The 13,405-nt window shown below is 72.9% G+C and carries 13 protein-coding genes, 2 pseudogenes and 1 riboswitch; of the genes and pseudogenes, 10 read left to right on the top strand and 5 right to left on the bottom strand.

The genetic code is table 11. The annotated features are described in order from the left end of the window. Positions 1 to 99: 99 nt before the first annotated feature. On the top strand, positions 100 to 1,224 hold the full coding sequence (locus AC0VYN_RS23910; protein ID WP_475536971.1) for a glycoside hydrolase family 6 protein: 1,125 nt from the start codon (positions 100 to 102) through the stop codon (positions 1,222 to 1,224). On the opposite strand, the gene AC0VYN_RS23905 is transcribed toward AC0VYN_RS23910, so the two are convergent. Next, positions 1,206 to 2,612, bottom strand: coding sequence for a uracil-xanthine permease family protein (locus AC0VYN_RS23905; RefSeq protein WP_475532637.1), 1,407 nt, complete (start codon positions 2,610 to 2,612; stop codon positions 1,206 to 1,208). The two genes, AC0VYN_RS23910 and AC0VYN_RS23905, sit on opposite strands and share 19 nt — an antisense overlap. A 185-nt stretch (positions 2,613 to 2,797) precedes the next feature. Between AC0VYN_RS23905 and AC0VYN_RS23900 the strand changes: the two genes are divergently transcribed. Next, the gene (locus AC0VYN_RS23900) at positions 2,798 to 3,256 is read left to right on the top strand and encodes an acyl-CoA thioesterase (protein ID WP_451687150.1); all 459 of its coding nucleotides are present in this window, start codon (positions 2,798 to 2,800) and stop codon (positions 3,254 to 3,256) included. Here the strand turns inward: AC0VYN_RS23900 and AC0VYN_RS23895 are convergent. Further along, positions 3,216 to 4,427 (bottom strand): MFS transporter, encoded by a 1,212-nt coding sequence (locus AC0VYN_RS23895; protein ID WP_475532636.1) that lies wholly within the window; start codon positions 4,425 to 4,427, stop codon positions 3,216 to 3,218. The genes AC0VYN_RS23900 and AC0VYN_RS23895 overlap by 41 nt on opposite strands. Positions 4,428 to 4,550: 123 nt before the next feature. Between AC0VYN_RS23895 and AC0VYN_RS23890 the strand changes: the two genes are divergently transcribed. Next, positions 4,551 to 5,744 carry an ROK family transcriptional regulator gene (locus tag AC0VYN_RS23890; protein ID WP_475532635.1) on the top strand — a complete coding sequence of 398 codons (1,194 nt, stop codon included), beginning with the start codon at positions 4,551 to 4,553 and terminating at the stop codon, positions 5,742 to 5,744. A gap of 16 nt (positions 5,745 to 5,760) precedes the next feature. Further along, positions 5,761 to 6,896 (top strand): annotated as a pseudogene (gene rhaS, locus AC0VYN_RS23885) (rhamnose ABC transporter substrate-binding protein). Between the two features lie 111 nt (positions 6,897 to 7,007). Here rhaS and AC0VYN_RS23880 read toward each other — a convergent pair. From AC0VYN_RS23880 to AC0VYN_RS23870, 3 genes and pseudogenes are all read right to left on the bottom strand, one after another. After that, positions 7,008 to 7,151, bottom strand: coding sequence for a hypothetical protein (locus tag AC0VYN_RS23880; protein WP_475537065.1), 144 nt, complete (start codon positions 7,149 to 7,151; stop codon positions 7,008 to 7,010). 85 nt (positions 7,152 to 7,236) lie between these two features. Beyond that, positions 7,237 to 7,431 (bottom strand): annotated as a pseudogene (locus tag AC0VYN_RS23875) (MFS transporter); the annotation flags it as partial. 246 nt (positions 7,432 to 7,677) lie between these two features. Continuing rightward, a complete protein-coding gene (locus AC0VYN_RS23870; RefSeq protein ID WP_475532634.1) occupies positions 7,678 to 8,445 on the bottom strand; it encodes an SDR family oxidoreductase in 768 nt (255 codons plus the stop codon). A 413-nt stretch (positions 8,446 to 8,858) separates the two neighbouring features. Beyond that, positions 8,859 to 8,989: riboswitch (FMN riboswitch) on the top strand. 151 nt (positions 8,990 to 9,140) lie between these two features. On the opposite strand from AC0VYN_RS23870, the gene AC0VYN_RS23865 reads away from it, so the two are divergent. From AC0VYN_RS23865 to hisG, 6 genes are read left to right on the top strand one after another with little or no spacing between them, the layout of a single operon-like run. Continuing rightward, positions 9,141 to 9,752, top strand: a complete 612-nt coding sequence (locus AC0VYN_RS23865; RefSeq protein WP_475532633.1) for a riboflavin synthase — start codon at positions 9,141 to 9,143, stop codon at positions 9,750 to 9,752. Continuing rightward, positions 9,749 to 10,393, top strand: a complete 645-nt coding sequence (locus AC0VYN_RS23860) for a nicotinamide mononucleotide transporter family protein (protein ID WP_385457812.1) — start codon at positions 9,749 to 9,751, stop codon at positions 10,391 to 10,393. The genes AC0VYN_RS23865 and AC0VYN_RS23860 overlap by 4 nt, the downstream gene beginning before the upstream one ends. After that, complete coding sequence (locus tag AC0VYN_RS23855) at positions 10,390 to 11,679, top strand: bifunctional 3,4-dihydroxy-2-butanone-4-phosphate synthase/GTP cyclohydrolase II (protein ID WP_475532632.1); 1,290 nt, start codon at positions 10,390 to 10,392, stop codon at positions 11,677 to 11,679. The genes AC0VYN_RS23860 and AC0VYN_RS23855 overlap by 4 nt, the downstream gene beginning before the upstream one ends. A gap of 30 nt (positions 11,680 to 11,709) precedes the next feature. Further along, positions 11,710 to 12,195 (top strand): 6,7-dimethyl-8-ribityllumazine synthase, encoded by a 486-nt coding sequence (gene ribH / locus AC0VYN_RS23850; RefSeq protein WP_385457808.1) that lies wholly within the window; start codon positions 11,710 to 11,712, stop codon positions 12,193 to 12,195. Between the two features lie 34 nt (positions 12,196 to 12,229). Further along, positions 12,230 to 12,502, top strand: coding sequence for a phosphoribosyl-ATP diphosphatase (locus AC0VYN_RS23845; protein WP_030951748.1), 273 nt, complete (start codon positions 12,230 to 12,232; stop codon positions 12,500 to 12,502). 54 nt (positions 12,503 to 12,556) lie between these two features. Further along, entirely contained in the window at positions 12,557 to 13,405 is an 849-nt protein-coding gene (gene hisG, locus AC0VYN_RS23840; RefSeq protein ID WP_385457806.1) for an ATP phosphoribosyltransferase, read from the top strand.

Raw genomic sequence — 13,405 nt, 5'->3', positions numbered from 1 at the left:
CGCCGTGCGGGGGAGGGGGAACCGTACGTGTCAGGCCTTCGTGCCCGGCGCCTGGCCGCTCGCAGGGCCGAGCGCAGGCGCGCCGCCCGCCGCGGCGTGATGGTCGCGGCGGCGTCCGCCGTCGTCGCGGTCGGTACCGCGACCGGCATGCTCACCGCCTTCGGCGACGACGGACGGGGCGCGGACGAGGCACGGCCGCGGGTGACGCGGTCGCCGCTGCCGGACCCCCGGCCCGTCGCGCCGACCCGGTCCACCCCGGCGACACCCTCGGCGTCCGCCTCGCCCTCTCCCGCCAGGAGGCCGAGCACCGGTCCCTCGCCGAAGCGGACCGAACGGACCGGGTCCCGAACCGCGGCGGCGTCCGCCCGGCTCTACCGGCATCCCGACTCCCAGGTCCTCGAGTGGGTGCGGGCCCATCCCGGCGACCCGCGCCGGGACGTCATCCGGTCCCGCATCGCCGACCACCCGGCCGCCGTGTGGTTCGCCGACTACACGCCGGAGAACATCACCTCCCGGGTCCGGGCGGTCACCTCGGGCGGGGCCGCCCAGGGCCGGGTGCCGGTGGTCGTGCCGTACGTGATCCCCGACCGCGACTGCGGCGGTTACTCGGAGGGCGGGGCGCCGGACCTCGACGCCTACGACGACTGGATCGACCGGTTCGCCGCGGGGCTGGGCTCGGGCGAGGTCATCGTCGTCCTGGAGCCCGACTCGGTGGCCCAGGCCGAGTGCCTGTCCGCCGCGGACCGGGCCGACCGCTTCGCCTCCCTGGCCCGGGCCGGCCGCGTGCTGAAGGAGGCCGACCCGAAGGCGCGCGTCTACTTCGACGCGGGCCACTCCGGCTGGCACGCGCCCGCGAAGCAGGCGGGGTGGCTGAAGCAGGCCGGTGCCGCCTCGGCCGACTCCTCGGACGGCGTCTTCAGCAACGTCTCCAACTTCCACGCCACCGCCGCCGAGGTCGCCCACGACCGCGCGGTCCTCGACGCCCTCGGCGGGCCGGCGGGCCTGGGCGCCGTCATCGACACGAGCCGCAACGGCAACGGAGCACCGCCCGACGGCGAGTGGTGCGACCCCGGCGGCCGCAGGCTCGGCAGCCCGCCGACCCTGAGCACCGGCCTGGGGCGCATCGACGCCTACCTGTGGGTGAAGCTGCCGGGGGAGTCGGACGGCTGCAAGGGGTCGCCGGGCACGTTCACCCCGTCGTACGCCTACGACTTGGCGCGCTGAGAACCGCCGTCGTCCTTATTCTCGTCGTACGACGACGTCCCCTCGTCCAGCAGCGGCTGCTGCGTCTTGAGGTGGGCCGGGGCGAAGGCGCGCAGCGCGTGGTAGCCGGTGATGACGACCAGGGTGCCGAGCGCGATGCCACTGAGGGAGAAGGTGTCGGTGAACTTCATGCTGACGTTGCCGACGCCGATGATGATGCCCGCGGCGGCCGGCACCAGGTTCAGCGGGTTGCGCAGGTCCACCCCGGAGTTGATCCAGATCTGCGCGCCGAGCAGGCCGATCATGCCGTAGAGGATGACCGTGATGCCGCCGAGCACGCCGCCGGGGATCGCGGCGACGACCGCGCCGAACTTCGGGCAGAGGCCGAACAGGAGGGCGAAGCCGGCGGCGGCCCAGTAGGCGGCCGTCGAGTAGACCCGGGTCGCGGCCATCACGCCGATGTTCTCGGAGTAGGTGGTGTTCGGCGGGCCGCCGACCGCGGTGGACAGCATCGAGCCGACGCCGTCCGCGGAGATCGCCGTGCCCAGCTTGTCGTCGAGCGAGTCGCCGGTCATCTCGCCGACCGCCTTGACGTGGCCGGCGTTCTCCGCGATCAGCGCGATGACGACGGGCAGGGCGACCAGGATCGCCGACCACTCGAAGCTCGGGCCGTGGAAGGACGGCAGCCCGATCCAGTCGGCCCGGCCGACGGCGGAGAAGTCCAGCCGCCAGTGGTCGGTGATCTGGCCGCTGCCGTCCACCGAGTGGATCTTCCCGAAGACCTGGTCGAGGGCCCAGGACAGGGCGTAGCCGAAGACCAGTCCCAGGAAGATCGCGATCCGGGACCAGAAACCGCGCAGGCAGACCACGGCCAGGCCGGTGAACAGCATCGTCAGCAGGGCCGTCCACTGGTCCTGCGGCCAGTAGGTGGAGGCGGTGACGGGCGCCAGGTTGAAGCCGATCAGCATGACCACCGCGCCGGTGACGATCGGCGGCATGGCGGCGTGGATGATCCGCGCGCCGAACCGCTGCACCGCGAGGCCCACCAGGAACAGCGCGGCGCCGACGACGAGCACCGCGCCGGTCACCGTGGCACTGGTGCCGCCCTGCGCCCGGATCACGGCGGCGACGCCGACGAAGGAGAGCGAGCAGCCGAGGTAGCTGGGCACCCGGCCGCGGGTGGCGAGCAGGAAGATGACGGTCGCCACGCCCGACATCATGATCGCGAGGTTGGGGTCCAGGCCCATCAGGACGGGAGCCACGAAGGACGCCCCGAACATGGCCACCACGTGCTGGGCGCCGAGCCCGGCCGTGCGGGGCCACGAGAGCCGTTCGTCCGGGCGGACCACCGCTCCGGGGGCGGGCACCTTCCCGTCCCCGTGGAGCTTCCAGCGCACGCCGAGGTCCATGGTGAGGTTTCGCTTTCTCTGTACGTGAGGACTGTCCGCACCATTGTCGGGGGTAGCGAGGTGTCCCTCGTCCCGCGCCCCCTGCTGACCAGCGCCTTCCCCACGGCCGATAAGGCTGAGCGTCCGCTTAGGATGGACGGGACCGTTGTACGTGAGCCAGTCGAGCACCACCAGGAGCCCCGCCCGTGACCGCCGAAGCCCCCGCCGCCCCCGCCCTGTCCCACGGCAGGCTCGTCCCCGTCACCGTCCACTTCGACGACCTGGACGCGCTCGGCCTGCTGCACAACGCCCGCTATCCCGTGATGGTCGAGCGGGCGTGGTCCGAGCTGTGGGCCGGGCACGGTTTCCGCTTCGAGGGCGACTGGGCGGCGGCCGGCGACGCCTGCAACGCGGTCAAGGAGCTGACGGTCAGCTACGAGGCGCCGGTCACCCGGCCGGGCGCGTACGCCGTCCACCTCTGGCTGGAGCGGCTCGGTACGACCGGGCTGACCTACGGCTTCCGGTTCTGCTCGGCGGACGGCGCCACCACGTACGCCCGCGGCACCCGGGTGCTGGTCCGGCTGGACTCGGAGACGCTGCGCCCGGCGCCGTGGAGCGAGGCCTTCAGGACTGCCGGTCGGGCACTGCTGCGCTCGGCGGACTGATCTTCGGCCGGTTGCGGTCGCCGGCGCGCAGGACCCTCGCGAACACCACCAGGCAGCAGGCCAGCACGGTCACCAGACCGAACGACACCACCAGGCTGGTCGCCTGCGCCAGGCCGCCGATCGCGCTCGGCGCCACCAGCCCCGAGGTGTAGGTGATGGTCGCGACGCCCGCGATGGCCAGGCTGGGATTGGAACCGGCACGGCCGGCGGCGGCGAAGCACAGCGGGACGACCACGGCGATGCCGAGGCCCATCAGCGCGAAGCCGCTCATCGCCACCGCCGGATGGCCGCCGACGACGACGAGCACGCCTCCGAGCGTGGCCAGCACTCCGCTCACCCGGACCGTGCGCACCGCGCCGAAGCGGTCCACCACCCTGTCCCCGGCCAGCCGGGCCACGGCCATGGTCAGCGTGAAGCCCGTCGTGCACGCCGCCGCGAGACCGGCCGAGGTCTCCAGCTGGTCCCGCAGGTAGACCGCCGACCAGTCCAGGCTCGCGCCCTCCGCGAACACGGCGCAGAACCCGACCGCGCCGATCAGCACCGCCGACCTGGGCGGCAGCGCGAACCGCGGCGGCGGGTCCTCGTCCTCGGCGGGCTGGAGGTCCAGCACCCAGGTACAGGCCGTCACGCCCAGCACGGTCAGCACCGCCGCGGCGAGCACGTGGTGCAGCCGCGCGTCCGCGCCCAGGTGGGCGGCGATCGTGCCGGTCGCCGAACCGGTCAGGGCGCCCGCACTCCACATGCCGTGCAGCCCGGACATGATCGACTTGTTGAGGCGGTTCTCCACCTCGACGCCGAGCGCGTTCATCGCCACGTCGGACATGCCCGCCGAGGCGCCGTAGACGAACAGGGCGAGGCACAGGGTGAGCAGGTTCGGGGCCAGGGAGGGCAGGACCAGGGCCAGCGTCCACAGGGCGAGCAGGCCGCGCAGGGCGGTACGGGCGCCGAAGCGGTGGCTGACGCTGCCGGCCAGCGGCATGGCGACGGAGGCGCCGAGCGCGGGGAACGCCAGCGCCAGCCCCAGCTGACCCGCGCTCACCCCGGCGTGGTCCTGGATCCACGGCACCCGGGTCGCGAACGAGCCGGTGACCGCGCCGTGCACGGCGAACACGGCCGCCACGGCGTACCGGGCACGCCTCACCTCACTGTGCGCGTGGACCACTGCGCTCATTCCGGGCTCCTCCGTCGGTTCCGCGACTGCTCCGTCGCGCCGCGTAAACTATCAGGAACCCTGCCTGATAGATAGTGAGTTCTCGGCGCCACCCCACGCCCGTCGATCTGGAAGGATCCCGGCATGCCCGCATCCCCGAGCACCGCCCGGGCCATCAACGACCGGCTCGCCCTGCGTCTGCTCCAGCAGGAGGGCGCGTTGACGGCCACCCAGCTGAAGCAGCTGACCGGCCTCTCCCGGCCCACCGTGGCCGACCTCGTCGAACGCCTCACCGCCTCCGGTCTGATCGAGGTGACCGGGGAGTCGGGGGAGCAACGCCGCGGGCCGAACGCGAAGCTGTACGGCATCGTCGCCGGCCGCGCCCACCTGGCCGCCCTCGACGTGCGCACCGAGAGCGTCTCCGTGCTCGTGTCGGACCTGCTGGGCCGGGTCCTCGCCGAGGCGTCGGTACCGATCGGCGACGGCACCGGGACGGGCCCCGCGGTGGAACAGGCGGTCACCCTGGTCGAGCGCACGGTGAAGGAGGCGGGGGCCGACCGGCTGCACACCGTCTGCGTCGGCGCCCCCGGCCTGATCGACCCGGCCAGCGGCGAACTCCACGACTCGACCGGCCTGCCCGAGTGGCACCGCCGGCTGGTGGCCGCGCTGCGGGAACGGCTGCCCGGGGCGCGGGTGGGCGTCGAGAACGAGACCAACCTCGCCGCCCTGGCCGAGCAGCGCGACGGGGCGGCCCGCGACCGGGACACGTTCGTGCTGCTCTGGCTCGGCCTGGGCGTCGGCGGCGCGGTCGTCCTCGACGGCGTGCTGCGGCGCGGCGTCTCCGGCGGCGCGGGCGAGCTGGGCTTCCTGCCGGTGCCGGGCACGTCGGGCGTGCCGTCGGCCACCGACTGCGACGGCGGTTTCCACTCCGTGACCGGGGCGGCCGCGGTGGTGGCCCTGGCGGCGCGGCACGGCGTGACGGCGGAGCCCGCCGCGGGCGAGCCGCACGCGGCGGCGCTGGTGCGGGCGGCGGTGCGCGGAGCCGGAACCGCCCCGCCGTCCGAAGCCTTCCTCGACGCCCTCGCCGCCCGGATCGCGCTCGGCGCCGCCGCCGTCGTCTCCGTCCTCGACCCCGGCTGTGTCGTGCTGGCCGGGGAGGTCGGCAGGGCGGGCGGCGACCCGCTCGCCGCCCGCGTGCAGGACCGCCTGGCCGGGATGTCGCCGCTCGCCACCGAGGTGCGCGCGGGCACGCTGGGCGGCGGCGCGGTGCTGCGCGGGGCACTGCTGACCGCCCGGGAGAGTGCCCAGGACGCCCTGTTCGGACCGCAGGAGCGGTAAGCCCCGTCGTCCGGACATGCCCACCGCCCGGGCGGTGGGCCCCGTCGTCCGGATCGTGCCCACGCCACGGCGCACCCCACTGCTCCTGGCCACGATCTGCTCCCTCAGCCTGTTCGCCACCGCCTGCGGCGACTCGTCGGCCTCCGGCACCTCCGGCACCTCCGGCACCTCCGGCACCTCGGGCGCCGCGAACGACGTGAAGGGCGATGCCTCGCCCAACGCCCCCACGCGCAAGGGGCTCACCGTCGCCTTCCTGCCCAAGCAGGTCGGCACGCCGTACTTCGAGGTGGCGGACGAGGCGGCAGGCGGGCGGTCACGGAGCTCGGCTCGACCCTCGAGGAGACGGGGCCGGAGCGGGGGGCCGACACGGCCGGCCAGGTGTCGTACATCAACGCCGCCCCGCAGGACGAGGTGGACGCCATGGCCGTCTCCGCGCTCGACCCCGAGGCCCTGTGCACCGCCCTCAAGAAGGCCCTGGACGCCGGCCTCAAGGTCGTCACGTACGACTCGGACACCAGGCCGGAGTGCCGCAACGCCTTCGTCTCCCCCGCCGGCGCCGAGGACATCGCCGTCTCGCAGCTCGAACTGCTCGGCAAACAGATCGGCTACAGGGGCGAGTTCGCCATCCTCTCCGCCGCGCGGACGGCGACGAACCAGAACACCTGGATCGCCAGCATCAAGAAGGCCCTGTCGGACCCCCGGTACAAGGACATGGAGCTCGTCGACATCGCGTACGGCGACGACGACGCGCAGAAGTCCTACGAGCAGGCGCAGGCGCTCCTCGAGTCGCATCCCAGGCTCGCGGGGATCATCTCGCCCACCACCAACGGCATCAAGGCGGCCGCCGAGTACCTGTCCGGGTCGGAGTTCAAGGGCACCGTGCGACTGACCGGCCTCGGCGCCCCCAACGACATGCGCTCCTACGTCAAGGACGGCACGGTCGAGGCGTTCCTCCTGTGGGACCCGGCCAGGCTCGGTGAGCTGGCGGGGCACGCGGCCGTCGCCCTCGCCTCCGGCCAGATAACCGGCAGGGAGGGGCAGATGTTCCTGGCCGGCGACATGGGCTGGTTCGAGGTCGGCGAGGACGACGTCATCACGCTCGGCGAGCCGACGCAGTTCAACGCGAGGAACACCGACGACTACGACTTCTGAGGCTCACCCCGCCGGGCCGGCCCGGACGGTGCCGCTGGAACACGGCCCGGCCCCTCGTGCGGTCGCCGCCCGGCGGGCAGGGGCTGTCCCCGGCCGCACTCCTCCGTCGCCCTACGCCCCGCGGGGCTTCGCGGGTACGCAGAGTACGGCGAGGAGTGCGGCGGTCAGGTAGGCGAGCGCGCCGACGGCCATGCCGGCGCGCAGCCCGGCGCCGTAGTCCGTGGCCGTGGCCAGCAGGCTGCCGCCGAGTGCCACGCCGGCGGCGCTGCCGATCTGGCGATCGGGCCGCGATCAGGAAGGGAGCCGTCGGCGCCAGCGCGCAGGCGGCCGAGGACACGGTGAACACGGCCACGCCCAGGCAGAAGACGCGCCGGTTCCCCAGCCGGTCGCCCAGCGCGCCGCCGGTCAGCAGGAACCCGGCGAAGACCAGGGTGTACCCGTCGGTGGTCCACTGGATGCCGGTGAGCGAGGCCGACAGCTCCCGGCCGACCACCGGCACGGCGACGTTGATGACGGTCACGTCCAGGATCACCATGAAGTACCCGGCACAGACCGCCAGCAGCGGCGCCCACGAGCGTCGCCCGGGCGCCGGAGCCGGCCCGGGAGAGGGCTCGGGCTCCTGGCCGCCGGCCGACTCCGCGAACGCCACAGCCCGACTCCGTCCCGTCCGCAGGCCCTTGCCGGAACCGACGATAAGGGATATATCGCTTTCCGGTCGTCGGAGCCACGCCCCTCTTCCGTGCGCCCCGCATGGAGCCGCGGCGCCGGTCGCCGGCTCCGGTCAGCCGCGGCGTCCCGCTCCGGGCGCGCCCGCGAGGCGTGCCGTCAGATACTCCTCGAAGGTGCCCTTGCCCAGCGCCCGCTCCGGAGTCAGATGGCCGCCCGAGCGGAAGGCGCGGTAGGCCCGCCCGGCGAGCGGCACGTTCACCACGGCCCGTCGCCGCCCCGTCGCGGCCAGATAGGCGCGGGCGAGCGACTCGAAGCTCCGCACCTCGGGCCCGCCCAGGTCCGGGACCCGGCCGGCGGGCTCGCCGGCCGCCAGCCCGGCGAGCCGGTCCGCGACCTCCCGCACCTCGATCGGCTGGTCGGCGACCTTCGCCGGCAGCAGCATGACCGGGGGCTTGGCCAGCCCCTGGAACAGCCGCACCACCAGGTCGTGGAACTGCGTCGTCCGAAGCACCGTCCAGCCGAGCCCGGACTCCTCGACGAGGTGCTCGACGGCCGCCTTGGCGCGGTAGTAGCCGAACGGCACCCGGTCGACGCCGACGATCGAGATGTAGACCAGGTGCCCCACCCCGGCCCGCCGGGCGGCCTCCAGCAGGTTCACGGCCGCCCGCTCGTCACCGCCGGTCTGCGTGGTCGCGCAGTGCACGACCGTCTCCACGCCGTCGAGCGCCGCGTCCAGGCCGGCGCCGCCCTTGCGCAGGTCGACGGCGTACGGCTGGGAGTGCCGGCTGAGCACCCGCACCTCGTGCCCGTCCGCGCGCAGCCGCTCGGTGACGTACCGGCCGAGTGTGCCGGTGCCGCCGGTCACCAGGATCGTGGTCATGCTGTTCAGTCCCTTCGGACGGGTGGTGCTCCCGGGCGGAGCACCCTGTCGTCAGCTTGGACGGATGGGCACCCCGGAAATGTGACACCGGGCGGCACCGGCGTCCGTGATCGCGCGATTGGGTGGCCCGGCGGCGGGCAAGGGCCGTCGCCACCGCCGCCGGGCCGGTCCTGAGGGGGCGGTTCCGTTGCACGGAAGCTCCACGGAAGCTGCGCAGACCCTAAAGAGGACTAGACCAGTAGGTCAATAGGTATGGACCAATCTCGAACGGGTGCGATGACGCGGGAGTCGGCCGTGTCCGCGGACGGGCGCGGCCCGGCGGGGCGGACCGCCGACGCGCTCTGTGAGCCACCCCACACCCTCCGTCCGGATGAGTGCGGGTCGTCCGTGGCACACTGGCCCTGTACCAGAAGCAGCGCACTCCGGGGTCGGTGAAAGTCCGAACCGGCGGTTACAGTCCGCGACCCGGTCGCCTCCAGCGACCGGTTGACCAGGTGAAATTCCTGGACCGACGGTTAAAGTCCGGATGGGAGGCAGTGCGCGGCGGGCGAGCACACGTGCGCGCCGCCGGCCTCTGGGACCGCCCGTTCCGGGTGGGTCCCGTCCGGCGTCGCCTCCACGGTCCTCGTTCGTCCTTTCTGTCGTTCTCGACAGCCCCGGAGTCCGTGCCCGAAGAGGCAGGGAGGACCCGGGAAGTGTTCACCGGAATCGTCGAAGAGCTGGGCGAGATCACCGCCGTCGAGACCCTCGACGACGCCTGTCGCTTCCGCCTGCGCGGCCCCGTCGTCACCGACGGCGCCCGGCACGGCGACTCCATCGCCGTCAACGGCGTCTGCCTCACCGTCGTCGACCACGAGGGCGACGAGTTCACCGCCGACGTGATGGCCGAGACCCTCGACCGCTCCAGCCTCGGCGCCCTCGCCGTCGGCTCCCGCGTCAACCTGGAGCGCCCCACCGCCGTGGGCGCCCGGCTCGGCGGCCACATCGTGCAGGGCCACGTCGACGGCACCGGCGAGATCATCGAGCGCACGCCCTCCGAGCACTGGGAGATCGTGAGGATCTCCCTGCCCGCCGGCCTCGCGCGCTACGTCGTCGAGAAGGGCTCCATCACCGTCGACGGCATCAGCCTCACCGTCGTCGACGCCGGCCCCGACTTCTTCACCGTCAGCCTCATTCCCACCACCCTCGCCCTGACCACGCTCGGCCTCAAGCAGCCCGGCGACCCGGTCAACCTCGAGGTGGACGTCATCGCCAAGTACGTCGAGCGGCTGCTCGGCGCCCACGTCGAACAGGGAGACACCAAGTGAACTGGCTCAACTCCGAGGCGTTCACCCTCTTCGACCAGCACATCAAGTGGTCGGACATGATCGGCAACGTGATCGGCCTGCTCGGCCTCGCGCTCGGCTGGCGACGCTCCATATGGACCTGGCCCGTGCAGTTCGTCTCCGGACTCGTCCTCTTCGCGGCCTTCGCCACCGCCCACCTCTCCGGCAGCGCCGGCAAGCAGATCGTCGTCATGGTCGTCGCCGCCTGGGGCTTCTGGCAGTGGAACCGCGGCCGGCAGCAGACCCAGGACGGCTCCATCGCCGTCCGCTTCGCCACCTGGCGCGAACGGGGCGCCCTGGCCGGCGCCGCCGCCCTCGGCACCCTCGCGGTCGGCGGCCTGTTCACCGCCTTCCCGGCCCTGTCCTGGGACCCCTGGCCGGACGCGTACATCTTCGTCGGCACCGTCGTCGCCATGTACGCCCAGGCCCGCGGCATGGTCGAGTTCTGGTTCGCCTGGCTGCTCGTCGACCTGGTCGGCGTCCCGCTGAACTTCGCCAACGGCTTCGCCTTCTCCGGCTTCGTCTACGTCCTGTACGGCGCGCTCGTCCTGTGGGGCCTGCGCGACTGGTGGCTGCGCTCCCGCAACGCGACGCGGCCCGTCCCGGAAGGAGCGCCCGCATGAGCGCGGCACCCATCCTCTACAGCCCCGACGGCCCCGAGGACCTCGCCCTCGACCCCGTCGAGCAGGCCGTCGCCGACATCGCGGCCGGCCGCCCGGTCGTCGTCGTGGACGACGAGGACCGCGAGAACGAGGGCGACCTCGTCGTCGCCGCCGAGAAGGCGACCGAGGAGATCGTCGCCTTCATGATGAGCGAGTGCCGCGGCCTGATCTGCGCCCCCATGGAGGGCGACGAACTGGACCGGCTCCGCCTCCCGCAGATGGTCGACGACAACACCGAGTCGATGAAGACGGCGTTCACCGTCTCCGTCGACGCCACCGCCGCCCACGGCGTGAGCACCGGCATCTCGGCCTCCGACCGCGCCACCACCCTCCAGCTCCTGGCGAGCGGCACCGCCCGGCCGGACGACCTCGTCCGGCCCGGCCACATCTTCCCGCTGCGCGCCCGCTCCGGCGGCGTGCTGGTCCGAGGCGGCCACACCGAGGCCGCCGTCGACCTCGCCCGCCTCGCGGGCCTGCGCCCGGCCGGCGCCATCGTCGAGATCGCCGGCGAGGACGGGCGCATGCTGCGGCTGCCCGAGCTGATCCCGTTCGCCCGCAAGCACGGCCTGACGATCATCTCCATCGAGGACCTGATCGCCTACCGCCGCAGCGCCGAGCCCACCGTCCGCCGCGAGGCCGAGGTCCACCTGCCCACCCGGCACGGCGCCTTCACGGCGTACGGCTACCGCTCCACGGTCGACGGCGTCGAGCACGTCGCCCTCGTCCACGGCGACCTCGGCGACGGCGAGGACGTCCTGGTGCGCATCCACTCCGAGTGCCTCACCGGCGACGTCTTCGGCTCCCAGCGCTGCGACTGCGGCCCCCAGCTGGACGCCTCCCTCGACCGCATCCAGGCCGAGGGCAGGGGAGTGGTGGTCTACCTCCGCGGCCACGAGGGACGCGGCATCGGCCTGATGTCCAAGCTGCGCGCCTACGAACTCCAGGAGCGCGGCCGCGACACCCTCGACGCCAACCTCGAACTCGGCCTGCCCGCCGACGCCCGCGACTACGGCGCCGGCGCCCGGATCCTCGCCGACCTCGGCGTGCGCGCCGTACGGCTGATGACCAACAACCCCGACAAGTCCGACGCCCTCGAACGGCACGGCATCGACGTCACCGGCCGAGAGCCGATGCCCGTCCAGGCCGGCGAGCACAACCTCCGCTACCTGCGCACCAAGCGGGACCGGATGGGACACGACCTGCCCTGGCTGGACACGACGCCCGTGTCCACCTGCGGCAACCAGTAAGCGCAGCACGCAAGGGATTCAAGGAGACACGTGAGCGGCAAGGGTGCACCTGAGCTGTCCGTACGCAACGTGGGCGACCTGCGGGTCGCCGTCATCGCGGCGCAGTGGCACGACAAGGTGATGGACGGACTGGTGGACGGCGCCCTGCGCGCCCTGCGCGAACTCGGGATCGACGAGCCGACCCTGCTCAGGGTCCCCGGCAGCTTCGAGCTCCCGGTCGTCGCCAAGGTCCTCGCCGGCCGCGGCTACGACGCGATCGTCGCCCTCGGCGTCGTCATCCGCGGCGGCACCCCCCACTTCGACTACGTGTGCCAGGGCGTGACCCAGGGCCTGGTCCAGGTGTCCGTCGACACCGGCGTGCCCGTCGGCTTCGGCGTGCTCACCTGCGACACCGAGGAGCAGGCCCTGGACCGGGCCGGCATCGAGGGCTCCAGCGAGGACAAGGGCCACGAGGCGGTGACCGCGGCCGTCGCCACGGCGGCCACGCTCCGCTCGGTATCCGAACCGTGGCGCTAGGCCCCACGGCACTACGCGTAAAGTGGGCGCCACCATGTCCAAGAAGACTTTCGAGGAGCTCTTCACCGAGCTCCAGCACAAGGCCGCGAACGGCGACCCCGCCACCTCCCGCACCGCCGAACTGGTGGACAAGGGGGTCCATGCCATCGGCAAGAAGGTCGTCGAGGAGGCCGCCGAGGTCTGGATGGCCGCCGAGTACGAGGGCAAGGAGGCGGCGGCCGAGGAGATCTCCCAGCTGCTGTACCACGTCCAGGTGATGATGGTCGCCCGCGGGATCTCCCTGGACGACGTATACGCCCATCTGTAAGCCAGCCCTCGCAGAGCCTTTCCCTCACCCCCTCACACAAAGGAAGCCGACCTCATGCTGCGCATCGCCGTCCCCAACAAGGGTTCCCTGTCAGGCCCCGCGGGGGAGATGCTGCATGAGGCCGGCTACCAGCAGCGCCGCGAGTCCAAGGAACTGCGGATCGTCGACCCGGTGAACGAGGTGGAGTTCTTCTACCTCCGCCCCCGCGACATCGCGATCTACGTCTCCTCCGGCCGCCTCGACATCGGCATCACCGGCCGGGACCTGCTGGTCGACTCCGGCGCCCGGGCGGAGGAGATCCTCCCGCTCGGCTTCGCCCGCTCCACCTTCCGCTTCGCCGCCAAGCCGGGCACCGCGAACGGCATCGAGGACCTCAAGGGCAGGACCGTCGCCACCTCCTACGAGGGCATCGTCGCGGGCCACCTCGCCGAGCACGGCGTCGACGCCTCCGTCGTCCACCTCGACGGCGCCGTCGAGACCGCCATCGAGCTGGGCGTCGCCGAGGTCATCGCCGACGTCGTCGAGACCGGCACCTCCCTGCGCAACGCCGGCCTGGAGGTCTTCGGCGAGCCCATCATGAAGTCCGAGGCGGTCGTGATCCGCCGTACCGGAGCCGACACGGAGGAGCCCAAGGTCCAGCAGTTCCTGCGCCGCCTCCAGGGCGTCCTGGTGGCCCGGACGTACGTGATGATGGACTACGACTGCCGCGTCGAGCAGCTGGAGAAGGCCGTCGCCCTCACCCCCGGCCTGGAGTCCCCGACCGTCTCCCCGCTGCACAACGAGGGCTGGGTCGCCGTCCGCGCGATGGTGCCCTCCAAGGAGGCCCAGCGGATCATGGACGACCTGTACGACATCGGCGCCCGGGCCATCCTGACCACGGCCATCCACGCGTGCCGTCTGTGA

It is taken from the genome of Streptomyces sp. 63XJN7_1_ISO-PGPR-S23-121 (genome assembly GCF_056173025.1).
Note: the sequence above shows the minus strand (reverse complement) of the source record. Positions and strands in the feature narration are given on the sequence as shown.

Bases quoted from the DNA above. Each gene is read 5' to 3' on its own strand.
- AC0VYN_RS23910 (WP_475536971.1), top strand. From the start codon at position 100: ATGGTCGCGGCGGCGTCCGCCGTCGTCGCGGTCGGTACCGCGACCGGC.
- AC0VYN_RS23905 (WP_475532637.1), bottom strand. From the start codon at position 2,612: ATGGACCTCGGCGTGCGCTGGAAGCTCCACGGGGACGGGAAGGTGCCC.
- AC0VYN_RS23895 (WP_475532636.1), bottom strand. From the start codon at position 4,427: ATGAGCGCAGTGGTCCACGCGCACAGTGAGGTGAGGCGTGCCCGGTAC.
- AC0VYN_RS23890 (WP_475532635.1), top strand. From the start codon at position 4,551: ATGCCCGCATCCCCGAGCACCGCCCGGGCCATCAACGACCGGCTCGCC.
- AC0VYN_RS23870 (WP_475532634.1), bottom strand. From the start codon at position 8,445: ATGACCACGATCCTGGTGACCGGCGGCACCGGCACACTCGGCCGGTAC.
- AC0VYN_RS23855 (WP_475532632.1), top strand. From the start codon at position 10,390: ATGAGCGCGGCACCCATCCTCTACAGCCCCGACGGCCCCGAGGACCTC.
- AC0VYN_RS23845 (WP_030951748.1), top strand. From the start codon at position 12,230: ATGTCCAAGAAGACTTTCGAGGAGCTCTTCACCGAGCTCCAGCACAAG.
- hisG (WP_385457806.1), top strand. From the start codon at position 12,557: ATGCTGCGCATCGCCGTCCCCAACAAGGGTTCCCTGTCAGGCCCCGCG.